Annotated in this window: 20 protein-coding genes and 1 pseudogene; 16 read left to right on the top strand and 5 right to left on the bottom strand. The window is 52.1% G+C overall.

Annotated elements, in window-relative coordinates:
- Positions 1-7 precede the first annotated feature (7 nt).
- Genes JET16_RS20495 through JET16_RS20480 form a run of 4 tightly spaced genes read left to right on the top strand, consistent with a single transcriptional unit; the run spans position 8 to position 3,668 of the window.
- A complete protein-coding gene (locus JET16_RS20495) occupies positions 8-886 on the top strand; it encodes a carbohydrate ABC transporter permease (protein WP_199619768.1) in 879 nt (292 codons plus the stop codon).
- A gap of 8 nt (positions 887-894) precedes the next feature.
- Entirely contained in the window at positions 895-1,731 is an 837-nt protein-coding gene (locus JET16_RS20490) for a carbohydrate ABC transporter permease (RefSeq protein ID WP_199619766.1), read from the top strand.
- A 30-nt stretch (positions 1,732-1,761) separates the two neighbouring features.
- Positions 1,762-2,703 (top strand): nucleoside hydrolase, encoded by a 942-nt coding sequence (locus tag JET16_RS20485; protein ID WP_199619763.1) that lies wholly within the window; start codon positions 1,762-1,764, stop codon positions 2,701-2,703.
- A 29-nt stretch (positions 2,704-2,732) separates the two neighbouring features.
- Positions 2,733-3,668, top strand: a complete 936-nt coding sequence (locus JET16_RS20480; RefSeq protein WP_199619761.1) for a nucleoside hydrolase — start codon at positions 2,733-2,735, stop codon at positions 3,666-3,668.
- A gap of 53 nt (positions 3,669-3,721) precedes the next feature.
- Here the strand turns inward: JET16_RS20480 and JET16_RS20475 are convergent, their stop codons facing one another.
- Both JET16_RS20475 and JET16_RS20470 read right to left on the bottom strand, forming a co-directional pair.
- Complete coding sequence (locus tag JET16_RS20475) at positions 3,722-4,471, bottom strand: adenine deaminase C-terminal domain-containing protein (protein WP_199619759.1); 750 nt, start codon at positions 4,469-4,471, stop codon at positions 3,722-3,724.
- Positions 4,472-4,476: 5 nt separating this feature from the next.
- On the bottom strand, positions 4,477-5,487 hold the full coding sequence (locus JET16_RS20470; RefSeq protein WP_199619757.1) for an amidohydrolase family protein: 1,011 nt from the start codon (positions 5,485-5,487) through the stop codon (positions 4,477-4,479).
- 105 nt (positions 5,488-5,592) lie between these two features.
- Here JET16_RS20470 and JET16_RS20465 point away from each other — a divergent pair, with 105 nt between their 5' ends.
- From JET16_RS20465 to JET16_RS20450, 4 genes and pseudogenes are all read left to right on the top strand, one after another.
- Positions 5,593-5,973: a chromate transporter gene (locus JET16_RS20465; RefSeq protein WP_199619755.1), complete on the top strand. Its 381-nt coding sequence runs from the start codon at positions 5,593-5,595 to the stop codon at positions 5,971-5,973.
- 421 nt (positions 5,974-6,394) lie between these two features.
- Positions 6,395-7,847: pseudogene (locus tag JET16_RS20460) on the top strand (RNA-guided endonuclease InsQ/TnpB family protein).
- 101 nt (positions 7,848-7,948) lie between these two features.
- Entirely contained in the window at positions 7,949-8,185 is a 237-nt protein-coding gene (locus JET16_RS20455) for a hypothetical protein (RefSeq protein WP_199619739.1), read from the top strand.
- 23 nt (positions 8,186-8,208) lie between these two features.
- Positions 8,209-8,592 carry a TOTE conflict system archaeo-eukaryotic primase domain-containing protein gene (locus tag JET16_RS20450; protein ID WP_199619737.1) on the top strand — a complete coding sequence of 128 codons (384 nt, stop codon included), beginning with the start codon at positions 8,209-8,211 and terminating at the stop codon, positions 8,590-8,592.
- A gap of 134 nt (positions 8,593-8,726) precedes the next feature.
- Here JET16_RS20450 and JET16_RS20445 read toward each other — a convergent pair whose 3' ends face one another.
- From JET16_RS20445 to JET16_RS20435, 3 genes are read right to left on the bottom strand one after another with little or no spacing between them, the layout of a single operon-like run.
- Positions 8,727-9,986: a DnaJ domain-containing protein gene (locus JET16_RS20445; protein WP_199619735.1), complete on the bottom strand. Its 1,260-nt coding sequence runs from the start codon at positions 9,984-9,986 to the stop codon at positions 8,727-8,729.
- Positions 9,987-10,038: 52 nt separating this feature from the next.
- A complete protein-coding gene (locus JET16_RS20440) occupies positions 10,039-11,409 on the bottom strand; it encodes an Hsp70 family protein (RefSeq protein WP_233531969.1) in 1,371 nt (456 codons plus the stop codon).
- Positions 11,409-11,999 carry a nucleotide exchange factor GrpE gene (locus tag JET16_RS20435; protein ID WP_199619726.1) on the bottom strand — a complete coding sequence of 197 codons (591 nt, stop codon included), beginning with the start codon at positions 11,997-11,999 and terminating at the stop codon, positions 11,409-11,411. Before JET16_RS20435 ends, JET16_RS20440 begins: the two co-directional genes overlap by 1 nt.
- Before the next feature lie 463 nt (positions 12,000-12,462).
- Here JET16_RS20435 and JET16_RS20430 point away from each other — a divergent pair, with 463 nt between their 5' ends.
- The 8 genes from JET16_RS20430 (at position 12,463) to JET16_RS20395 (ending at position 23,238) form a co-directional block, all read left to right on the top strand.
- A complete protein-coding gene (locus tag JET16_RS20430) occupies positions 12,463-13,059 on the top strand; it encodes a Uma2 family endonuclease (protein WP_325176742.1) in 597 nt (198 codons plus the stop codon).
- A 148-nt stretch (positions 13,060-13,207) separates the two neighbouring features.
- Positions 13,208-14,860: a response regulator transcription factor gene (locus tag JET16_RS20425; protein WP_199619724.1), complete on the top strand. Its 1,653-nt coding sequence runs from the start codon at positions 13,208-13,210 to the stop codon at positions 14,858-14,860.
- Entirely contained in the window at positions 14,857-16,614 is a 1,758-nt protein-coding gene (locus JET16_RS20420) for a sensor histidine kinase (protein WP_325176741.1), read from the top strand. The genes JET16_RS20425 and JET16_RS20420 overlap by 4 nt, the downstream gene beginning before the upstream one ends.
- 17 nt (positions 16,615-16,631) lie before the next feature.
- Complete coding sequence (locus tag JET16_RS20415; RefSeq protein ID WP_233531968.1) at positions 16,632-17,630, top strand: substrate-binding domain-containing protein; 999 nt, start codon at positions 16,632-16,634, stop codon at positions 17,628-17,630.
- A 128-nt stretch (positions 17,631-17,758) separates the two neighbouring features.
- Positions 17,759-19,258: a sugar ABC transporter ATP-binding protein gene (locus JET16_RS20410; RefSeq protein ID WP_199619712.1), complete on the top strand. Its 1,500-nt coding sequence runs from the start codon at positions 17,759-17,761 to the stop codon at positions 19,256-19,258.
- Between the two features lie 23 nt (positions 19,259-19,281).
- On the top strand, positions 19,282-20,304 hold the full coding sequence (locus JET16_RS20405; RefSeq protein ID WP_199619709.1) for an ABC transporter permease: 1,023 nt from the start codon (positions 19,282-19,284) through the stop codon (positions 20,302-20,304).
- Positions 20,305-20,381: 77 nt separating this feature from the next.
- Positions 20,382-21,416 carry an ABC transporter substrate-binding protein gene (locus JET16_RS20400; RefSeq protein WP_199619707.1) on the top strand — a complete coding sequence of 345 codons (1,035 nt, stop codon included), beginning with the start codon at positions 20,382-20,384 and terminating at the stop codon, positions 21,414-21,416.
- Between the two features lie 1,012 nt (positions 21,417-22,428).
- Positions 22,429-23,238 (top strand): hypothetical protein, encoded by an 810-nt coding sequence (locus JET16_RS20395; RefSeq protein WP_199619705.1) that lies wholly within the window; start codon positions 22,429-22,431, stop codon positions 23,236-23,238.
- Positions 23,239-23,325 lie beyond the last annotated feature (87 nt).

Genomic DNA, 23,325 nt, shown 5'->3' with positions numbered 1-23,325 from the left:
AACTCCCATGTATATTCTGTACCGTAAAAAATGGTTGATAGCGGCCGGACTGTTTCCGGCCCTGTTCTTCTATCTCGTATTTGCAATCTATCCTATTTTCAATTCGTTCTATTATTCCTTCTACCGGTGGGACGGGTTCACCGAGCTCCATTGGCTCGGACTGGGCAATTATGCGGAATTGATCCGGGACGGCGTATTTTGGGGCTCGTTCAAAAACAACGTTTATATTACGGTCCTTTCGATATTGATTCAAATTCCGGCTGGCCTGTTTTTCGCGGTCATCCTTAACGGACGCCTCCTCAGACGGAAATCCCTGTACAAGACGGTGTTTTTTATTCCCGTCGTTATCTCCACCATTATCGTATCGGTATTTTGGAGCATGATGTATAACTACGAGATCGGACTGATCAACGGCCTGCTGCGCGCCGCCGGACTGGATGCATGGGTCCGCAATTGGCTGGGAGAACCGGGGATCGCCATATTTATGATTTGTATTGCGATCGTTTGGCAATTTACGGGGTTTTACATGATTATTTTTTTGGCGGCTCTGCAAAATGTTCCGAACGAGATACTGGAGGCGGCCGATATCGACGGTGCGACCGGGTTCCGCAAATTGCGCAGCGTCACGATCCCGATGATATCGGATACGATATTCACATCCGTCGCATTATGCATCAGCGGCAGCTTGCGCACGTTCGATCATGTATATGTGATGACGAACGGCGGGCCTAATCACGCAACGGAAGTAATGGCTTCGTACGCGTTCCAAAGCACATTCTCCGCGATGAGATATGGGTACGGCAGCACCGTCTCGACGGCTGTATTCATCATCAGCTTCTTGCTTATTGTCATTAGCAGACTGGTCTTACGAAAGCTGCAGAGGTGATGGAATCAATGTCTGCGATAATGAAGGCGCCCGCTTCCCACAGAATGCTGCAGCTACTGTTTATGTTTCTGCTTGCGGTAAATATGTTCCCTCTTCTATGGATACTGATCAATTCGTTAAGAAGCGATCAAGAGTTGAACCTGCATCCGTTCGCGCTCCCTTCAACCCCGTTGTGGAGCAATTATGCGCAGGCATGGGAGACGGCTAATCTCGGCGCGTATTTTCTCAACAGCCTGTTCATCAGTTTGCTATCTGTACTGGTAACATTGATTGCGGGAACGTTAGCTTCCTACTTTCTAAGCCGCTTTGAATTTAAAGCGAGATCGTTTATATTCATGTTATTTGTGCTGGGCATGTTGATTCCGGTTCACGCCACGCTCGTCCCGCTGTTTATTGAGATGAAGACGCTGAACTTGCTGAATACGCGGTTGACGCTCCTTTTCCCATATGTGGCTTTCGGTCTGCCGCTCGTCATCTTTATTCTGGTCAGCTTCATGAATTCGTTCCCCAGAGAGCTTGAAGAAGCGGCTATAATGGATGGAAGCGGGGCCATGACGATATTCGGCAAAATTATTTTGCCGATGTGCCGTCCGGCTCTCGCTACGGCGTTCATACTAACGTTTCTGAACAATTGGAATGAATTGTCGTTCGCTCTCGTTCTTATCAACGAGACGAAGCTGAAAACATTGCCGCTCGGTTTAGCTTTAATCTCCGGACAATTCGACAACAACTATACGGTGAAAATGGCAGCCTTCACGATTGTGCTCGTTCCGACCGTTTTGTTTTATGTTTTGCTGCAGAAGCATGTAACGGAAGGGTTGACGGCGGGTGCGGTCAAAGGCTGACAAACTATACAAAGAAGGTGCGACCAACCAATGCCCACAACAAAAATGATTCTCGACGTCGATACGGGGATTGACGATGCGTTGGCGATATTGCTGGCGTTGAAATCCGAACATATTCGGCTTGAAGGTCTTACGACCGTCTATGGAAACGTAGGCGTGGAGCAGGCGACCAAGAATACGCTGGCCGTACTTGAGCTCTCAGGCGTCAAGTATGAGGTTCCGGTGGCGATGGGAGCTTCCGGGCCGTTGTTTTGCAAGTGGAGGGGGGCGGTTCCCTGGATTCACGGAAACAACGGACTGGGGGAATATGAGCTGCCGGAACCGAAGCAAAAGCCGCTTGACGAGTTTGCTCCCGATTTCATCGTCCGCAAAATCAACGAGCAGCCCGGAGAGCTCACGCTTGTATTTGTGGGCCGAATGACGAACTTGGCGGTGGCTTTGGCGAAGGACCCTTCGATCGCTTCGAAGGTGAAACGTCTCGTGCTGATGGGCGGGGCGCTAAACGGCATAGACAAAGCCAATATCGGAGACGATCCGGAAGCGGCGCACCGGGTGTTCGAATCGGGCATGCCCATTACGATGGTCGGCTGGGACGTCACGATGAAGACGCTCCTTCTGAATGAAGAGGTGGAGACGTTCAAGGAGCTCGCCGCTTCCGCCGGTCCAGGGAAAGAGAAGCTGATCGAGTTTGTCGATTCGATATTGAAGTTTTATTCGGACGCTTATGTGAAGCATAACGGCCTGAAGGACAAAGTCCCTCTTTACGACCCTCTCGCCGTAGCCGTGGCGGAGGATCCGACGTTGGTCGTCACGGAGGGCCATTATATCACGATCGAGACGAAGGGCGAACTGTCCAGAGGCGCGACGCTGGCCGATCTTCGGCATCCCCCGTCGGTGACCAATGCGTCCGTATGCGTTGGCGTCGACCGAGACAGGTTCATTGACCGGTTCTTGGAAGTACTGGCCCGATAATAAAATATGCAGCCGAGGTGAGCGAACGGATGAAGCCGATTATATTGGATGTCGATACCGGAGTTGACGATGCGCTGGCGATTGCTTACGCGGCTCAATCGCCGGAATTGCGATTGCTGGGTGTGACGACCTGCTTCGGGAACGTGTCCGTGGAGGAAGCGACACGTAATACTTTATATTTGCTTGAGCTGCTGGGACGCGAAGACGTTCCTGTCATTGCCGGAGAAGGGAAGCCGCTCTTCCGCCGGAATTTGAAGGGCGACGCGAAGCATATTCACGGGGAGGACGGACTTGGCGGAGCGCTTGGAGCGGCGCTGCCTAAGGGCGAGCCGGGTCCTGGGCATGCGGCGAAATTCATGGTCGAGCAGGTACGGAGCATGCCGGGACAAGTTACGATCATCGCGGTAGGAACGTTGGTCAATCTTGCGCTTGCCGTCATGATGGATCCGGAGTTTGCGAAGCTTGTCGGCAAAGTCCTGGTCATGGGCGGCGCGGTTACCGTGCCCGGCAACGTGACGGGACAGGCGGAAGCGAACATTTACCGCGATCCGGAGGCGGCCGAATACGTATTTCGAGCCGGGCTGCCGATCACGCTCGTAGGGCTCGACGTTACGATGAAGACGCTGCTGTCCCGCGAGCGGCTGCAGGAATGGAGAAGCAAGGACAGCAAGCTGGCGCATTTCCTGGCGGACGCTACGGACTTCTACATCAAAGCTTATGAGCATAAAAGACCCGATATCGGAGGCTGCGCCCTGCACGATCCTCTTGCGGTCGGAATGGCTATTGATCCGAGCTTTTGCCGCACGCAGCCGCTGCACGTGGAGGTCGATGTCGAAGGATTGTATTCTACAGGCCGTACCGTCGCCTTTCGCCGGTTCGGTCCGAAGAAGCCGCCGAACATGGATGTTTGCCTGGAAGTGGACGCCGAGCGGTTTTTGGAGCATTTTATGAGCAGGGTGGTATAAATAACCGCTCCCTGCGCGATTGTTGCGACGCGCACGGAGCGGTCTTTTCGACACTACACAAACAGCGGGAGAAGCTCCTGCGTATCGACGTAAACATAGCCCAAATCCGTTATTTTTGCATGAGGAATGACAGGCAGCGTCACGCCGACCAAGCGCATAATAGGATGCTGTCGAGGCAGAACCGTACTTTGCAGCACTGAAATAAACTCATTCAACTTAGGTCCGAACTCGTGAGCCGTGTCCAAGCTCATTAACCCGGCTAGCGGGAGATGCAGCTCCGCAACAATTTCCCCGTCCTTGGCGGCGACAATTCCTCCTTGAATTTCTCTCGCCCGGTTGGCGGCCAACGCCATATCCTTCTTGTTGGTGCCCAATACGGCCAGATGGTGACTGTCGTGCGCGATCGTCGTCACTACGGCGCCCGCAGTAATGCCGTAACCGTTCAATATGCCGACCGAACGGTTGTTGTTTTTACCGTGCCGGTGGAAAACCGCTATGTAGTTAAGAGGCGCCTCTTCCCCCTGATAGTTTTCCGGGATGACCTCGCCGTGCACGACGGGCAGAACCAATTCACTAAATTGTGTAGGGAGCCTGTTCGTATCCGGATAGGAAATGACACGGCATTTTACTTCCGAAACCGCGGCCGGGCCATCAACGCGGATGGCCAAATCCTCCTCTGTTATTTCCGGCACGATCACCGTTTCTAGAAAATGTCCGGGCGGCGCCAATCTTTTCTGTTCCTTAATAAGCTTGCCTTCCGATACGACCTGCGTTCCCGAGGCGAAAACATCAGAGACGTTCATCGCCCTCACATCCTCCAATAGAACGATGTCCGCAATGCGTCCCGGCGCGATGGCTCCCAAATCTTTGCGTCGAGCCGTTCGGCGGCGTTAAGCGTTCCGAAGCGTATGGCGTTGACCGGCTCGACCCCCTCTTCGATGACGCGGCGGACGACATGGTTGATGTGGCCTCTCGCGACAAGATCGTTGGCAAATACATCGTCCGAACATAGCGTAACGTTAGGGAGATAACCTTTGTCGCGAATATGGGCGACGATCGCCTCTGCGTTGAAAGACATGGAGCTCTCGCGGATTTCAACAATCATGCCCGCGCGAATTTTCTCCAGCGCCTCCTCGCCGTTGCGGCATTCATGATCGGAATCGATTCCGGCCGTCAAATAAGCGGACAAGCTTCTTCCTCTAACGGTGGGCGCGTGCCCTTGAGCGATTTTGCCGGCCTTCCTTGCAGCTTCCACAATGCCCCTCATTCGTTCGTGCTGCTCAATTACGCCTACATAGTTCATAACCTCCGCCAACCCGTCGATATCGTCCCATTCGATTAATCGTTCGACGACCTCCGCCGTGAAATCGGCGCCGGCTGTCTCGACGGCAGGCGCCGACGGAACGCACGACGGAAGGAACGTGAGAACGCGCAAATCCAAGCCTTTGCTTGCTTGAATCATATAGGCGATTCCTTCTTCACCCAAAACATTTGCGATTTCGTGGGGATCGGTCACGATCGTAGTCGTGCCGTGCGGAAGGACGGCCGCCGCATAGGCGCCCGGTGTAACCATGCTGCTTTCAATGTGAACATGAGTATCAATCAATCCGGGAATGGCGTATTTGCCTTTGCCGTCGACGATGGCGCGCGCTTCCAATTCTGTCTCTCCGGGTTGGGTCACGTGGACGATCCGGTCTCTGTAAACGCCGATCGCCGCCGGATAAATTTCGCCGGTGAACACGTTGACAAGCTTGATATTCGTAATCGCCAAATCTAGCGGGAACTCTCCCTTGGCTGCTGAGATCATCTCAATTTTCATAGACACAGACCTCCAATCTTGAACCTATGATATAATCTCTCGTTTCCTCCGGGAAGCAAGGCGGCTTCATAATTGTAATACGGTATAAAAAACAATTTGCGATTTATGCGGCGCGCATACATATATGCTTACACTCGCATTCACGCCTACGTCGGGTATCAAGTGTACGGTTGGTCCGGTGCGTTGGTTGCGGTGGCGGCGACGGTCGTACCCTCTGCGGCGGCGGTTGTCATTTTGCTGAAAATACTGCAAAAATACAAACAATCCCCGGTCATCAAAGGGATTACGCTGCTCGTGCAGCCTGTGATCGCCGTCATGATGGTGTTGCCTACGTGGGACAGCTCGGTCGATTCGTTGCAGACGATCGGCGTGTATCAATGCGCAGGCATTGCGCTGGCCGCCTTCTATTTGATGCAGATTCGCAAAATCCACCCGGCGTTCGTCATTGTCGGCGCTTTCGGTTACGGCGGGGTATTTCTTTCTTAGTACTCGGAACTGAACGTGTTATTTCTCGGAGCGGAGCCGGCAACGGCTCTTTTCTTCTTCACTGACTCTCCCCCTTTGTGTATAAAACCCACTCCCTTGCGATCTGTACCAGTACAGATGACATTTTTGGCAGTTGATTGGGAATGATTCTCACCAACTGTACCGGTACAAACATGGCGGAAGTTGTCGAAAATCAGTCGTTTTCGGTATCTGTACCGGTACAGATTAAAAAGAAGGAGTTGGACAGGTATCCCCAACCACCAATGCGCCTATTTCTATCAGCCTCACCGAGAGGACTCCCACTTCTAAGTGGCGAGGTGAATCGGTGACCGCCAAGGATAAACATACATTACCTACCCCAATAACCCAAAATATGTTATACTGTATAAGAACAAATGTTTGGGTTGGTGGAGGTGAAAACATGTCGCATGCCCAATACAACACGTTTCAGATTTGGATCAAGAAAGGACATCGCTTATACACGTACCTGGACGAAACATGCCGGCATGCAAAGAACTTATATAATACAACCAACTTCTACGTTCGGCAAATCTTCACCGCGTTACGACAACAGAAGCCTCTTGAGCCTTTGCAGAAGGAAGTACTCGACACACTGGTTCAATACATCGAGATGATGAATGAAAGGCAACAGAAAGCTTATGCGTCTCGCGCAGCGAAGAAGCAGCGCAAGCCGGCAGACAAGCAACCTGAACTTCATTGTAAGTTGTTTGAGCTTCCAACCAAAGAGAATCCTTATGTAGATTATGAGTTCTTGGACTGTTTGTTCAAAGTGATGGAACACGAGAATTATCGGGCCCTTCCGACGCAAAGCAGTCAATGGGTGATCAAGAGCGTGTTTCACAATTGGAAATCGTTCTTTGCAAGCATCAAAGACTACTGCCAGCATCCTGAGAAGTACAAAGGAAAACCTCGCATTCCGAAATACTGTCGCGACAAAGAAAAAGAAATCCAGTTCACGAATCAGGATTGTGTCATTACAGACGGAAAGTTTCTCAAATTCCCGAAAACGAAGCTGCGATTGAATATCGGAAAGCTCGGATATACCCAAGGAACATTGCGTCAGGTGCGAGTGATTCCCAAAGTACGGGCAATACGTCGTTGAATTGATCTTTGCCTGTTCGCCGGAAACGAAAGAATTCGATAAAGACCGTTACATGTCGATTGATCTGGGGATCGAACATCTTGCAACCATCGTCACCACCACCGGTTCACGACCGGTATTGGTGAAGGGCAAGCAGATCAAGGCGATCAATCAGTACTACAATAAGCGAAAGGCTCATTTTATGAGCATTCTCCGTCATGGCAAGCAACCGCATGAAGGACCGCATACTTCCAAGCGATTGGATCGACTGCATCGAACCCGACACCGAAAAATCAAAGACCTGTTTCATAAAGCGAGCACCCAAATCGTACGGTTGGCTGTCGGACAAAACATAGGAACGATCGTCGTCGGACAAAATCGGGGATGGAAACAAGAATCGGATATGGGAAAGCGGAATAACCAATCGTTCTGTCATATTCCGCATCACCTGTTGATTTCCATGATCAAGTATAAAGCGGCGCAACAGGGGATGGACGTACAAGTAACGGAAGAAGCCTATACGTCACAAGCCAGTTTCTTGGATCGCGATCCGTTACCCGCATATGAAGAAGGAAAGGCACCGAAGTTCTCCGGAAAACGAATCCGACGCGGCTTATACCAGAGTATGAAGGGTCTGATTCATGCGGATGTGAACGGTGCGGCGAATATATTGCGAAAAGTAGTCCCAAACGCTTCGGCTGATGGGATAGAGGGGTTGGACGGTAATCAGACCGTCAACGTGTCAACTCCACTGGTGTTAAGCCTTCGGTAATACGATGGATACACCAGAAACCCCTACTTCAACCGGAGCGTTCGCGAAGGTAAGTGGCGGGAGTATTCATATGCTACAATAAAAGCTAGCCTGGAGGCAGTATGGGACAAGATCTAGCGAAACAACTGGAGCGTGCCCTGCTCGAGATTGAACAGTTGAAACGGGAAAATCGACAACTGAAAATGAAACTTGAGCAGCTTACCGGCGGACCAGCCGAGATCGAATCCAAAGAAAGATTTGAGGTTCCAGAAGTGAAACCCTCGGTGGGAACTGTCCATAATCACTCTGCTCCGAGCGAAAAAATTGCCTTATCGCTCAGCATCTTGATGCCAAAGTGAATCGTACCATTGGAGTCTATCCCATGCTGCATGATGAAACCTGCTGGTTTCTTGCTATGGACTTTGACAAAGCGAATTGGAAGAAAGACGCGACTGTGAAAACATGTAAAGAGCTTGATGTTCCGGCTGCGTTGGAACGATCCCGCTCCGGTAACGGCGGACATATTTGGATATTTTTCGATCAACCGATAAATGCGGCTGTTGTAAGAAAACTCGGTTGTTTTATATTGACGAAAACCATGGAATCAAGGTATCAGATCAGCTTGGATTCTTACGACAGGCTCTTTCCAAACCAAGATACTCTTCCTAAAGGCGGTTTCGATACGCAGGACGGCTGCATCGAACACATAGCAATAAGAAAAATGTACAGATATATCACTATGTTGATATACAGGTCCCCATATTAATGAGTATGTACAAGAAACGGATTAAGGGAAATCAAGCGATGGGGTATAGCGGAATGAGTTTCTAGTTTTGATGTATTGGGCTGAGCAGTTTGTCGTCGATGATGACATGCTGCCCAGCCCTTTATAGTTGTGCTTTATTGCATCAGCCGTCTCCGGGCTTGCCGGTTCAAGCCGGTTGTCTGTTCCTGATATAAGCTGTCCCAATTTTGCCGGAAACGATTGTAGAGAAGAGGGAACTTGCTGCGCAATCGTTTAATGCCGGCGGCGAATTCTTCCCGCATTTCTTGCAGTTCCTCCATAAACTCTTCGGGCAGACTGTCCAATACGCTTGAGGCCTCCTCGAGGTCTCCAGTCTCCTCGAAGAAGAAGCGCATTGCATGCAAGGATACAAGCGGAAACATATCCTGGTCTTTCATCAAGCGATCGAGTTCTTTCCTGAGACGGGCCATTTCCTGAACCGATTTTCTCGCTTCTTGAACATCCGCGTTCTTCGGATCAATGTAATAGGCGAGGTCGGCGAACATCTCCGCTTCACGAAACATGTTGGCTTCGAGAAAGGCAGCGAATTCATCCATCAAGTTGTCGACGGCAAACTGTTTATCGTCGGGGTCGGTCAGCGATTTCAAAAATTTTCTGAAGCGTTGTTGAATGTTGCCCCAATGCTGCCATTTTTCAAGATCAATCATCATGTTGACCCAATAGATAAAGAATCCGAGGTTCTCCGGGTTTTGATCGTCTGTGGAAGGTACGGAGGCATTCATTAGCGCCCACGCTTCTTTATGACGTTCCAGTGCGGTTAACGTTTGGACCCGCAGCGGCGTATACCTGTCGGTAAACTCCGGAAATTGTCGCTGCAACCGATCCAGCACCTCTAATGCTTGGCCAGGATGGTCCGCTTCCAATAATATTTTTGCTCTTAAAAATGTTGCGCTTGCTTGCTCCTCCCTGTCGGAGGCAACGGCATACAAAAGATCCATCTGACGATCGAAATCCGGCATCTTGTCATGGAGCAAGAAAATTTGCGCAAGACCGATTCGTGCGAAAATGTTCTGTGGCGAGATTTCAAGTATGCTGTTGAAAAGCTTTTCCGCACGCGGCCAATCTTCGGCATCCACCGCTTCCATCGCTTCATCCGCCATCGCTTCGACGGAACCGCCGTATTTTCGCGTAAAATCGTATTCTTTGCGTTTTGCGGGATTACGCAGTGTTTCGTACGCCCTGCGAATACGTTGAAACTCCTCAGGGTGCTGCTCGGGAGTGTACTGCTTCACCAATTGTATATAGCTTTGTTTGATCGATTCCGGCGAGGCGTTCGCGCGGACGCCAAGGACTTTATAATAATTTTCGATTTTTGTTTTACCCGCCGGGCGTCGTTTTCTTTTTTTCTCGGTCACGACTGGAATCCTCCCTAAACTTCGAGATCGATCAGACGGTCGGTTGCATCGTTCACGGCTTGCTCCAACCGGTAAATTCGCCTAACCGGTGATTGTGCTTCACCCACTCGTGCTCGCCTTGGTATATCTCGATCGATACCGCTGTTTGCCCGGGGAAGGCCGTATAGAACGTTTGATTTCGGGTGACCGGGATTGTGGTGTTTTTGGGAATGACCGCCGCAAAGCCGCCGGGACGCTCCCCCATTCCCTTCCAATCTTTCATTACGGCAATTCCCATTGAGAACGGCGCGACATCCGTCGCCACCAGGCCGCTGTCCGAAAGCGCCCCGGACTTGAGCCCGGCCTGGACAGCCGCTCCGAGGGCGACGGCTTCGTCGGGGTGAACGTCGTTGCGCGGCGGTTTGCCGAACAGTCCGGCGATCCGTTCCCGAACGCGGGGGATCCGCGTCGAACCGCCGACCAACAGCACTTCGTCAATGTCACTGAAAGATAATCCTGCTTCCTTAATAACCGCATGGATGCTGTCGATCGTCTCGCCCAACATATCTTCGATCAGACCAACGAATTGCCCGCGATTGATCTCGATGTCCAAGCCGATCGGCTTATTGCCGGTTACCGTTACCAATGGAAGCATGACGTTCACGGAATCTTGATCGCTTAACAAGATTTTGGTTTTCTCGGCTTCTTCTTTCAGAAGCGCCTTGGCGCGGATATCGCCGCGCGGGTCGACTCCGTGCCTTTCGATCATGCGTTCTGCAAACCAATCGACCAGTTTCCAGTCGAAATCTTCCCCGCCGAGCATTCGGTTGCCGGTAGAGGCTTTCACTTCGAGCAGTCCGGAGCACATTTCTACGACGGATACGTCGAATGCGCCGCCTCCCAAATCGTAGACCAAATAATAGCGATCCTCGTTCAGATGATCCAATCCGAAAGCAAGAGCGGCGGCGGTTGGCTCGTTAATAATACGTTCCACGATAAATCCAGCCAGCTCTCCGGCTTGTTTCGTCGCTCTTCGCTGTTCGTCCGTAAAATAAGCCGGAACGGTAATGACCGCTTCCTTCTCTACGTCTCCAAACAGCCGATCCGCGTACGATTTCAGTTCCTTAAGGATAAGCGCGGATATTTCTTGGGGAAGGAGGGCTTGTCCTGCAATTTCAACAGGATCGTCCGATCCCATCCGCCGCTTCACCGCGGCAATCGTCCTGTCCGGCATGGCGACTAACGAGTCTTTGGCGTCTTGACCGACAACGACTCTGCCTTTCAGATCGATCAGCACGACGGAAGGAATGATTCGTTCTCCTTTCGGCGACGCGATAATTTCGGGCTTGCCATTGCGAATATACGCAATAGCGGAGTTCGTCGTACCGAGGTCGATTCCGACAATCGGGCGGAACGCGGCATCCTGATATGACATATTGTTCATTATTCGTTTGCCTCCAGTGTAATAACTTGCGCTTTGCGCAGCAGCCTCCCGTCGGTATGCCGAAATCCCCTGCGCACGACTTCCACGATTTGGTACGGTTCGGCGTTGGCGTTCGTCTCGTCCCTGGCGGCTGTCCCCACGGCTTCGCAATACACCGGGTCAAACGTGCGGCCTATCACTCGAATCTCCCAAATATCCCACAGCTCCAGCTGGTGAATCAACTGCGTCGACCATTGGCTAAGCAGCTGCCTCCATGCATCGTGCTCTTCGCTTTCCATTCGGGACTGAACGGCATCCAAATCATCCAACCAACGGATGAGCGTATCCGCCGCTTGCGTTAGCTTCGCTTTCAATTCGGAACTTTCGGCCTCCGCAAGACGGAACGCTTTCTCCCAGTCGAGCCCGGTTTCTATTTGTTCTATTAGCTTGTCCAGCTTGCTTTGCGTTTCCTGGTGAGATTTGTATTGCAGGCGGGTCATTTTGCCAAGCTGCTCTCCGATCGTTTGGCTTTGCTCCAACCAGGTTTGTTCCAGACGGTGCAAAGCTTCTTCCTGTTTCGAAGGTTTGCGTTTGATCAGTCTATTCCACATGTCCAGTCTCCTCTCGATCATGTGTATTTTATCATATTAGTTTGCTAAACTGGAGGTAGTAGATGAGCCGGGAGGAGGGGAAGGCAACACACTATCCCTGCTTGAAACCAAACTCGTTCTAGAAGAAGGATTGACGATTGGCGGTAAAAAGTTACGGGAACATATTGAGGTTATCAATCACTCGGAAGCCATCAATTATGTACAGGATATTGTAAATCGGAACGTTGAGTTGACGGAGTACGTGGTGAAGTCGATCCATCAGTTGGTTCTTCGGAATATTGACGATGATAATGCCGGCCGTTACCGGATGCGGAGAATACCTCCATGATAAAATACTATGAAGCCTTAGAAGAAGCTAGTATAGACGAAAACTTGAATCCATTCGTCCAATTGATTGCAGAAACTGTCGAGGAAAGTTTACAAAGATATATTTCTGCTGTGAAATGAATGTGAGAGGGTGTGCATGGGGATGTCGAATGAACGGAAACCTCGGCCCGAAGCCGTCCGCGAGCATGGCTTGACATATAACGATTACGCTGCCATTGACGATGGCAACCGCTATGAGTTGGCGGGCGGGAAGCTGGAGTTGATGAGCCCCGCGCCGTCCGTCGGGCACCAGCTCGTCAGTTTCGAAATCCAGAGAACCGTTTTTGATTCTTGCGGATCGCAGTTTATTATCCTCAATGCCCCGGTCGATCTGATTTTGTCGCAATCTGAGGTGCGCCAGCCGGATCTGGTAATAATACGCAGGGATCGCATACACATCATTACGAGAAGGGGGATCGAAGGACCGCCGGATGTTGTGGTCGAAATATTATCTCCCTCTACATTGAAACGGGACAGACTCGATAAATTGAAAACGTACGCCCGATTTGAAATACCGGAATATTGGGTGATAGACCCGGAAATGGGCAGCTTGGAGCAATATTTGCTGGAGGGAAAGCGCTATGAATTAAACTATGTGTACGTAGGAGACGATCCTGTCACCTCTCCCGGCATGCCATGCGCAAGTTTTACCATGAAAGGAATTATGAATAATGTTCCAAATATTCCAAAGTAAACGAGGACTCGCCGCAAAGAAAGGCGGGTTTTTGCTTTTTTCCAGAAGTTCCAAAGCGGCGGCCGACTTGACGAACAAGAGAAGGTTGGATTAGGTTGAAGGTACGACGGAACATTACTAACAACGACATCATTAGAGAGGGAGTGCCATGTACAAACTTCTTATAGCCGACGATGAAGCTTTGGTTCGGGAAGCGATCAAAGAGCAGATGAAGTGGGCGGAGCTCGGCTTTGAGTGCGTGGCCGATTGCGAGGACGGGGCGGTAGCGCTGGAGAAGGTCGAACAGCTCCGGCCGGACGTCGTCTTGACCGACATCTGCATGCCCTTCATGGACGGATTGGATTTGACGCGGGAAATCTCGCTGAAATATCCGAATACCAAAGTGATCATATTAACCGGATTCGACGATTTCGAATACGCGCAGCAGGCGGTTAAGTTGAAAGCGTGCGACTTTGTTTTGAAACCGGTTACAGCCTCCGAGTTGAGCAAGGTTTTCGCCAAAGTCAAAGAAGAAATGGATCAGGAATTCAAGACGAAGAAAGATTTCGACTTGCTGAGAAGACAATTGAATGAAAGTCTTCCGCTGCTGAAGGAGCGGTTTTTGGAACGAATGGTCACCTCGCCGGTGGCGAAGGCCGAAATGGACGAGCGGTTCGAGTTTTTCGGCATCGAATGGGCCGGTCCGTATTTCGTGGAGCTGGCGGTCGATATCGACGATTTTGCAATGGACGGCCAAGCCCCGACGGAGAAAAGCAAAGAGCTTCTCCGGTTCGCCGTATACAACATCGCTCAAGAAATCGCAGCCGAATTGAAGGGCGCCGTCGTCTTTCGCACCCGCGAGGAGAAAGTGTTGGCGCTGCTGTCCGGAGCCAACCCGGAGCAGCTGATCGATACTGCGTACGGCATCGGCGAGAGACTCAGCCAAGCGGTCGCATCATATCTTCCGCTCACGGTCTCGGTCGGCATCGGCCACTGCTGCCACACTCTGGACAATATCGTTCACGCTCACCAATCGGCGTTGTCGGCGCTCGATTACCGGTTCCTGCTCGGGAAGAACGAAGTGATCAGCATTACGGATATGGAAAGACGGCAAAAATCCGCGCCGCTCCCCGCCGTGGAGTGGGAGAAACAATTGAGCACGAAAGTGAAAACCGGCACCGAGCATGAGATCAAGGAACTGATCGAACGTATTTTTGCCGCTTTGAGGGAAAATTATTACACGATGGAAACGTGCACGATCTACATTCAGCGGCTGGTGCTCACGTTGATGCACACCGTGAACGAACTGGACGGGGACGTGTCCGCGGTGTTCGGCCCGGGAACGAATCCGCTCACAGACGTCAATAAGTATTTGACGCTGGATGAAATCGAGCGGTGGATGCAGGACGTCTGCCGAAGAGCGGTCAGAACCGTGATGAGCGTGAGGGAACATTTCAGCACGGATCAGGTGGCCAAAGCGCAGGAGTATGTGAAACAAAATTTCCAAGACGCCGAATTGTCCTTGAAGACGGTATGCAAGCACGTGTCGATGAGCACCAGTTATTTCAGCACGCTGTTCAAGAGCCATACCGGGAAAACATTTATCGAATACGTGACTCAAGTGCGGATGGAGAAAGCGAAGGAGCTGCTCAAGCTGACGCAATTGAAAAGCTACGAAATCGCATATCAGGTCGGATTCAACGACCCGCATTATTTCAGTCTGACGTTCAAGAAGTATACGGGCGACACGCCGACGGAATTCCGGCAAAAAACCATTGGAGAGGAGGCAACCGGAAGGTTGTCCGCGAGTGATGAAACGTGAACGGCTGGCGCTTTAAAAGCATTCAATCCCATATCGCGCTCGCCTTCGTGCTGCTTATCTTGTTAACGATACTCACGATGAGCTTCGTTTCGTATTATTTGTACGAGGAGTCGGTCCAGAAAAATGCGGAAGAGTATACGTCGGAACTGATTAAACAGGTCAACGCGAATATACGGACGTATGTGACAAGCATGGAGGACATTTCCGACTTGGCCGCGAACAACCGCGACATTCAGGAGTATTTGTCGAAGAGGAAGTTCGGCAGCTTGACGGAAGAAAAAAATTACGAGGAGAAAATATCGGAATTTTTCCATTCGATTCTCGTATCGCGCACCGATATCGCCTCCATCAACGTGTTCGGATATAACGGCCAGTACGTGTTAGGCAGGAAAGACGCCGAGCTGAATCCGCATGTCGACATCTCTTCGCTGTCCTGGTACCGCAAAGCGCAGGAGACTCAAGGCGGGAACGTCATTTCTTCATCGCATGTGCAGCCGATCTTTCAAGACGAATACAGATGGGTCGTTTCACTAAGCAGAGAGCTCAAGAGCAGAGAAGGGGACCGCAGGCTCGGAATATTGCTCGTCGATTTGAATTTCAGCGTTATCAACGACATATTCAGCGACATCAATCTCGGGCAGCGCGGCTATTTGTTCATCGTCGACCGCGGCGGCAACATCGTGTATCATCCGCAGCAGCAGCTTATTTACAGCAATTTGAAGACGGAATTGATCGATGAGGTGCTGGCCGTCGGCAACGGCAGCATTATGACCGACGAAGGCGGTCACAGCCGGATGTACACGGTGCGTGATTCCGGCTTCGGCTGGAAAATCGTCGGGGTGTCGTATATCGACGAGCTCGTCAGCAATAAAGCGGAAATGCGGACGTTGTTCATTGCGTTGGGGGCATTTTGCATTATTGTCGCTATTCTTCTCTCTGTCTTCCTGTCGGGACTGTTGTCCAAGCCGATCAGACAGCTGCAGGAGCATATGAAAGAGGTGGAGAAAGGCAACTTCGACATCCAGGTGCCGGTCGGAAATACGAAGGAAATCGCCCGCCTGGCCAGAGCGTTTAACATTATGGTCGGCAAAATCAAGGAGCTCATGTCGCAAATCGTGCGGGAGCAGGAGTTTAAACGAAAGAGCGAGCTGAACGCGCTGCAGGCGCAAATCAATCCGCATTTCCTGTACAATACGCTGGATTCGATCGTGTGGATGGCCGAGAGCAAGAAATCGGAGGAGGTCGTGCTCATGACGTCCGCGCTCGCCAAGCTGTTTCGCGCATCGATCGGCAAAGGGGAAGAGCTTGTTCCGGTCCGGACGGAAATGGAGCATATATTCAATTACTTGACGATTCAAAAAATGCGCTACAAAGACAAACTGGATTTCCATATTTACGCCGAGGAAGCATTGATGCATTACAAGACGATTAAGATCGTGCTGCAACCGATCGTGGAGAACGCGATTTATCACGGCATAAAGAACAAGCGAGGTCCGGGCACGATTACGATCCGTTCGGAAGAGACGGAGCGGGACATCCGGTTGATCGTAACCGATAACGGTGTCGGCATGGATGAAGAGAAGCTCCGCAAGCTGCTCGTTGCGGAACCGGAACAAGACGGCGGGCGCGGGGTCGGCGTCCGGAATGTGCATCGCCGGCTGCATCTGTATTTCGGACCCGAGTACGGCTTGTCTTTCGAAAGCGTTCCGGGGGAAGGAACGACCGTCGTTATCCGCTTCCCTAAAGTTGAATAACGAGAGGAGGGAGAGTTATGGCCGGACGGATGCTAAAAAGGCGCGCGATTATTCTGGCATGCCTGTCCGTGCTGATTGCGGCAGCCGCGGTATTTGGTACGAAGGTGTTCCGCGATCAGCTGGTGACGAAGCCGAAGAAAATTGCCGTCGTCATTAAGGTTACGGAGGACAGCATGGAGTTTTGGCAGGTGCTGGGAGACGGCGTCCGGGCAGCCGCGAAGGAGTTCGGAGTCGAGGCCGATGTCGTCGGTCCGCCGTCCGAGTCCGATATTCAAGGGCAGATCGCCATAGTGGAGCAAGCGATCGAGGAGAAGCCCGACGCCATCGTGTTGGCCGCGACGGATATGAATCTGCTCGTTCCCGTCGCCAAGAAAGTAAAAGATGCCGGAATCGTGCTGCTGACCGTCGACTCGAGCCTCAAGAGCGATGTGCCGCTCAGCTTAATCGCAACGGACAACGTCGAAGCCGGGAAGAAAGCCGGCCAAGCGATGGCGGACTTGCTCAGCGGCCCTTCGAAGGTGGCGATCAGCAGCTACGTGAAAGACACGTCGACCCAGATCGAACGGGAGCGGGGCGTGCGGGAGGCGCTTGGCGCTTATGACAACATCGAGATCGTGGGCACCTTTTACAGTGACGGCATTGAACAGAAGGCGTACGAAACGATGAAGCGGCTGCTCACCGAACATCCGGACCTCTCGGGCATCGTCGGGTTGAATGAAGCGTCGACGGTCGGAGCCGGCAAGGCCATTCGCGAATTGGGGCTCGCGGGCACCGTAAAGCTGGTCGGCTTCGACAGCTCCGTTGACGAGGTGAAGCTGCTTGAAGAGGGCATCATGCAGACTACGGTTATCCAACGGCCTTTCAACATGGGGTACTTGAGCGTGAAAACCGCCTTGCAGGCGCTCAACGGCGAGAAGGTGCCGCCGGTCATCGACACCGGGTCCATTATGATATCCAAAGACAACATATATACCGAAGAAAATCAGAAGCTGCTGTTTCCCTTTGTGGATCAGTAGTTTTTTTTCAGACACAAAATCGTAAAATTTTCGACCATCTCAAAAAAATATTCTATGTAAGCCCTTACAATAGCCTAGTAAAATGAATACTGCGACGCGCAACTCGAGCTGGAGGGAGAGGTGACCCGATGAGAGAGGTTTTAGTAAGCATGGAGGGGATCGAGAAGCGTTTTGCCGGCGTGCATGCGTTGAAGAATTGCAAATTCGAACTGCTTTCCGGCGAAGTTCATGCGCTTGTCGGCGAGAACGGCGCCGGTAAATCGACGATGATGAAAGTGTTGACCGGCGTGTATCAGAAGGATGAAGGCCGGATCGTTTATAGAGGCAATGAAGTTCATATCGCGGATCCCAAATCGGCTCAGCAGCTTGGAATCGGCATGATTCACCAAGAACTGAATCTGGCTCCGGATTTAACGGTCGCACAAAATATCTTTCTCGGCCGCGAGCCGAGAACGGCGTTCGGATTATTTTTGGACGAGAAAAAGATGAACGAACAAGCGAAAGCGTTGTTTGATCAGATGAACTTAGATCTGGACCCGCGCGCGCTGGTGGGTGACTTGACCGTCGCCAAGCAGCAGATGGTGGAAATCGTGAAAGCGATTTCGTACGAGTCGCAAGTGCTGATCATGGACGAGCCGACGGCGGCGCTCAGCGACGCGGAGATTGAAGAACTGTTCCGGATGATCGAGCGGCTGCGCGACAAGGGAGTAGGCATCGTGTACATCTCCCACCGTATGGCGGAATTGAAGCGCATATGCGACCGCATTACGGTGATGAGGGACGGAAGCTACATCGATACGGTCATGACGAACGAGGTTACGGTCGACCAAATCATCTCGATGATGGTCGGGCGGGCGATCTACCATACTTCGAGCGCCGAGCAGTGGAGCGGAAGCCAAGAAGTTGTGCTGGAGGTAAAAGGGCTCAGCCGGGGCAATGTGTTGAAGGATGTCAGCTTCCAGCTGAGGAAAGGCGAAATTCTCGGCATTGCCGGTCTTGTCGGAGCGGGACGTACGGAAACGGCACGGGCCGTCTTCGGGGCGGATCCGATCGATGCCGGGGAAATATTCGTGCACGGCAAGAAGGTGCAAATCGGCAGTCCGCACCATGCGGTTCGGCACGGCATCGGATATTTGTCGGAGGACCGGAAACAATTCGGCTGCCTGCTCGATATGGATGTCAAGGCGAACGTGGCGGTGGCGTCGCTGCGGAGATTTGCCGGCGCCGGATGGATGGACGACGGCGGTATTTCGCGGGTGGCGGAGAAGGTGGTTGAGGAGCTCAAGGTGAAGACGCCGGGCATTCATCAACCGATCAAGTTTTTGTCCGGGGGCAATCAGCAGAAAGTGATCATCGGCAAATGGCTGACGCGCGACTGCGACATTCTTATCTTCGACGAACCGACGCGGGGCATCGACGTCGGGGCGAAGAGCGAGATTTACAAGCTGCTGGACAGCTTGGCGCGGGAAGGCAAGTCGATCATTATGATCAGCTCGGAATTGCCCGAGATTCTCCGGCTGAGCCATCGCATTCTTGTCATGTGCGAGGGCAGAGTGACCGGGGAGATGGTCAACGACAACGTGTCCCAAGAGACGATTATGAGCTACGCCACCCAGCGGGTGGGTTAAGTGAAAAAGCAGGGGGGAGCCAGATGAAAACCGTCGCAGTCGAAAAACCTGTGTCTATCAGGTCCGGGTCCGGGTTGTTCCAACAATTTCTCGCATTCGGCAGCTTAATAATTTTGATTCTCGTGTTTTCGCTATCTTCGGGCAACTTTTTCCAATTTTCAAATATCATGGGCATCTTGCTGTCAACGGCCGTCATCGGAGTGCTCGCGTTGGGTTCGACGTTCGTCATTATTACGGGCGGCATCGATTTGTCTGTCGGCACGGTGATGACGTTAAGCGCCGTAATGACGGGGGTCATCATCACCCAATGGGGAGTGCCGGCGTTCATCGACGTATTCGGGGTGTTCGTGCCGTTCGGCATACTCGGCGGCATATTGACCGGCGCTTTGTGCGGGCTGATCTCCGGATTGGCCGTGGCGAAGATGAAAATTCCGCCGTTCATCGCCACGCTGTCCATGATGATGGTTGCCAAAGGGTTGGCGCTGGTCATCTCCGGCACGAAGCCGATTTACTTCACGAACTCTCCGGGATTTTCGAATATTTCGCTCGGTTCGTTTATCGGACAGATTATTCCGGGCTTTAAGATTCCGAACGCCGTGCTTATATTCTTCGTACTTGCGATTATCGGAAGCGTCATCTTGTCGAAGACGATCATCGGCCGGAACAACTTCGCGATCGGCAGCAACGAAGAAGCCGCCCGCTTGTCCGGCGTAAACGTGAACTACTGGAAGATTGTCATCTACACGATTACCGGTGCGTTTACCGGGATTGCGGGCCTTCTGATGGCTTCGCGGCTGAATTCGGCGCAGCCGGCGCTCGGCATGGGCTACGAGCTGGAAGCGATTGCGGCCGTCGTCATCGGCGGAACGTCGCTCAGCGGCGGCAAAGGCACGATCGTCGGCACCGTGATCGGAGCATTGATCATGAGCGTGTTGACGAACGGCCTGCGCATCCTCTCGGTGCCGCAAGAATGGCAGACGGTCGTTGTCGGGTTCGTCATCATGCTTGCGGTGTATGCGGACATTTTGCGGCGTAAGAAGGCTTGATGCTTGTTTGACACGCGGTATGGTCTCCCAAGCGGAGATTATATACAAAACACACATTTTACAGGGGGAGTTTACAAATGAAAAAGCTTTCAATAGTGCTTCTGCTTCTGATGGCGATCGTCGCGTTGAGCGCGTGCGGTTCGGCGGCCACGTCCGGTAACTCGGACGCGTCATCCGGGTCCGGTTCGGAATCGGGTTCGAGTTCCAGTGAAACTGCCTCCAATGATGGCGGCTCGGGCGATAAGCTGTATATTCCGATCATCTCCAAAGGGTTTCAGCATCAGTTCTGGCAAGCGGTGAAGCAGGGCGCGGAGAAGGCGGCTGCAGAGTTCGATGTGGAAATCACATTCGAAGGTCCGGAGACGGAGCAGCAAGTCGACAAGCAGCTTGAGATGCTTCAAGTCGCGCTTGACAAGAAGCCGAGCGCTATCGGGTTTGCGGCATTGGACAGCCAGGCGTCCATCCCGCTGCTGCAGCAAGCGAAGGATGCGAACATTCCGGTCATCGCGTTCGACTCCGGCGTTGACAGCGACATTCCGCTCGGAACCGCCGCTACGGACAACGTTGCCGCCGCCGGCCTTGCAGCCGACAAGATGGCGGAATTGATCGGGGGCGAAGGTGAAGTGGCGGTTATCGTGCACGACCAAACGAGCCGCACGGGTATCGACCGCCGCGACGGATTCGTCAACACGATGAAAGAGAAATATCCGAACATTAAAGTCGTCGACATTCAATACGGCGGCGGGGACCACCTGAAATCGACCGACTTGGCGAAGGCGATTATGCAGGCGCATCCGAATCTGAAAGGATTCTTCGGCGCAAACGAAGGCTCGGCGATCGGCGTGTTGAACGCTGTAACCGAGATGCAAATGCAAGGCAAGGTAGTTGTTATCGGCTACGACTCCGGCAAAGCGCAAATCGACGCGATCAAGGCCGGTACGATGGCCGGCGCGATCACGCAAAATCCGATCGGCATCGGCTATGAGACGGTGAAGGCGGCCGTTCAAGCGGTCAAAGGCGAAGAAGTACCGAAGTCGATCGACACGGGGTTCTTCTGGTACGACAAGTCGAACATCGACAGCGAAGAAATCAAAGCTGTGCTTTACGAGTAATTTGCAGGTTTAAGGTGCGGTATCCGGGGGTGCTCCGGGTGCCGCTTTTTTTTTCGTGATAAGCGTATCCGCCGTGATATCCGTATCGAATTCCCTTATGAGCGCTATCCCCATGGTTCAGTTAAGGCGATTGACCGAATGGGCAATGACTTCTTTTTCGACTCCCCTTTGCAGTCCTATCCCTATGCCCCACAGCAAATTGGCGGCGGCTCCCTCGCAATACTAACACACACACAGTACTCTCTCTAACTCACACAGCCACACACACTCTTTCTCTCTTACTCACACAGACTCTCTCTAACTCATACTCACACACACTCTTTCTCTAACACACACAGACTCTCTCTAACTCACATACACACACACTCTCTCCCTTGCGGACACTATCCCTGTCGTTCAGAAAATGCAAAGGTTGCTGCCAGAAACGAGGCAGCGCGAAACCAAGTGACGATCTAGTTTCTCCCCGCCTGAGAGGACATACAGACCGCGAACAAAGCGTCTATGACCGAATTGTTGCGATACGTCTGATTGAGCCGAAAGCAAAACTCGTCCCAATAAGCCTGCAAATAAGTGATGCCTATTCCGTGGAATGTACGGTCGATCCACCTATGAGTAACAGGGATAGTGTGCGCAAGGGGCGAATACGGAAGGTGAAGCCGGGGAGAGCATCAGAACGAAGAATCAGACGGTCTGAGGCTAGGGGAGAGTGTGCGTACGGGAATCAGCGTAATAATTTCGGAAGCCCGAAACAGCGCATAAAAGGCTTGCTAGCCGAAATATTCCGATAGTGCTCGAACCGGTGACGGCCGCAAGGCGGTATTCTAGTTTGTTCGCGGGTGAGCCCGGTCGCCGATTTGGTGCGGCCCAATTTGAAATTCAATCCGGCGAAACGGTTCGATAAGAGAAAGTAAATAAAACCAGAAAATACCAGGTTAAACATGCAACCTTTTCCTCGCCAAAGTCGTTTTCAACATTGTAAGGCAGCAGATCAATGATTTGGGGTGAGCTTCAGGTGAAGAACATTGCATGGATCATTACGTTGATAATGTTGATGATCGCACTGAGCGGTTGCCTGGGGAATACGGGGAATGAGGGCGGCACAGGGAATGCGGAGCAGGCCCAATCCGGAGACGAGAAGCAGGCAACCGGCAACGAGCTACCGGCTGCAAACAATGACGAACAACAGACGGACGGACAAACTTCAGATAACCCGGATGAAACGGTGTCTTCCGGCAAAGGCGATGGCGGCGAAGACGGTTCAACCGGCGCCGCGGACAGCGACAACGCTGCAAAAAACCGGCCCGAAACGAAAACCGACACAATCGAACTGGAGGGAATGCCGGAAAAGTTAGAGTTTACGCTTCACGACAATCCGGCGCTGCAATTTTCAACGTATATTTCGAATGATCTTCTTGTTGAAGGGGCCGGTTCAGGCCAGGACGGGGATTCGTTGACCGTAATCGCGAATTTCGCCGGAAAGAAAAACGAGGACGCGAAAGTACAATTTTTCTCACCGAGCAAGGGAACGCGGACGACAGTGGAGGAACAAACGGAGGAGGCGAAGCAATCCCTCCAGAGCGAAGGCTATGAGATTAGCGAGAGAACCGGTGACTCACCGAACAGTTTTGCCATGTCCGATATCGAATTCTTTATCACAAAGCAAAATGAAGACGGACACCACCTCTTGGGAATCGTCTCCATATTTAAGCACGGCGACCGTGTTTATCGCGTCACTGTCCAATATAATGAGGATTGGGAGGAAGGCTTCGTGCCCCGGGTAAATAAGATGTTCGAAGATATCGTGTGGTATGAGACACCTTGAACGGTGTCTTTTTTTTATTTGTGCCGGCCTCTAAGCTAAATTTAAGGTTTATGGAGTAAAATGGTGCCGCAGGAACGAAGTGTAAAG

Origin of the sequence: Paenibacillus alkalitolerans (assembly GCF_016482785.1) — a bacterium.
Taxonomy (GTDB): Bacteria; Bacillota; Bacilli; order Paenibacillales; family YIM-B00363; genus Paenibacillus_AE; species Paenibacillus_AE alkalitolerans.
The sequence above is the reverse complement of the archived record's forward strand: the minus strand, read 5'-3'. Positions and strand labels throughout refer to the sequence as shown.

What these genes read in the sequence shown, in the direction of transcription:
- JET16_RS20405 (WP_199619709.1), top strand. Translation starts at nt 19,282, where the DNA reads ATGAAAACCGTCGCAGTCGAAAAACCTGTGTCTATCAGGTCCGGGTCC.
- JET16_RS20465 (WP_199619755.1), top strand. Translation starts at nt 5,593, where the DNA reads ATGCGGCGCGCATACATATATGCTTACACTCGCATTCACGCCTACGTC.
- JET16_RS20490 (WP_199619766.1), top strand. Translation starts at nt 895, where the DNA reads ATGTCTGCGATAATGAAGGCGCCCGCTTCCCACAGAATGCTGCAGCTA.
- JET16_RS20415 (WP_233531968.1), top strand. Translation starts at nt 16,632, where the DNA reads ATGGCCGGACGGATGCTAAAAAGGCGCGCGATTATTCTGGCATGCCTG.
- JET16_RS20435 (WP_199619726.1), bottom strand. Translation starts at nt 11,999, where the DNA reads ATGTGGAATAGACTGATCAAACGCAAACCTTCGAAACAGGAAGAAGCT.
- JET16_RS20495 (WP_199619768.1), top strand. Translation starts at nt 8, where the DNA reads ATGTATATTCTGTACCGTAAAAAATGGTTGATAGCGGCCGGACTGTTT.
- JET16_RS20480 (WP_199619761.1), top strand. Translation starts at nt 2,733, where the DNA reads ATGAAGCCGATTATATTGGATGTCGATACCGGAGTTGACGATGCGCTG.
- JET16_RS20425 (WP_199619724.1), top strand. Translation starts at nt 13,208, where the DNA reads ATGTACAAACTTCTTATAGCCGACGATGAAGCTTTGGTTCGGGAAGCG.
- JET16_RS20400 (WP_199619707.1), top strand. Translation starts at nt 20,382, where the DNA reads ATGAAAAAGCTTTCAATAGTGCTTCTGCTTCTGATGGCGATCGTCGCG.
- JET16_RS20440 (WP_233531969.1), bottom strand. Translation starts at nt 11,409, where the DNA reads ATGAACAATATGTCATATCAGGATGCCGCGTTCCGCCCGATTGTCGGA.
- JET16_RS20455 (WP_199619739.1), top strand. Translation starts at nt 7,949, where the DNA reads ATGGGACAAGATCTAGCGAAACAACTGGAGCGTGCCCTGCTCGAGATT.
- JET16_RS20475 (WP_199619759.1), bottom strand. Translation starts at nt 4,471, where the DNA reads ATGAACGTCTCTGATGTTTTCGCCTCGGGAACGCAGGTCGTATCGGAA.
- JET16_RS20410 (WP_199619712.1), top strand. Translation starts at nt 17,759, where the DNA reads ATGAGAGAGGTTTTAGTAAGCATGGAGGGGATCGAGAAGCGTTTTGCC.
- JET16_RS20450 (WP_199619737.1), top strand. Translation starts at nt 8,209, where the DNA reads ATGCTGCATGATGAAACCTGCTGGTTTCTTGCTATGGACTTTGACAAA.
- JET16_RS20485 (WP_199619763.1), top strand. Translation starts at nt 1,762, where the DNA reads ATGCCCACAACAAAAATGATTCTCGACGTCGATACGGGGATTGACGAT.
- JET16_RS20430 (WP_325176742.1), top strand. Translation starts at nt 12,463, where the DNA reads ATGGGGATGTCGAATGAACGGAAACCTCGGCCCGAAGCCGTCCGCGAG.
- JET16_RS20470 (WP_199619757.1), bottom strand. Translation starts at nt 5,487, where the DNA reads ATGAAAATTGAGATGATCTCAGCAGCCAAGGGAGAGTTCCCGCTAGAT.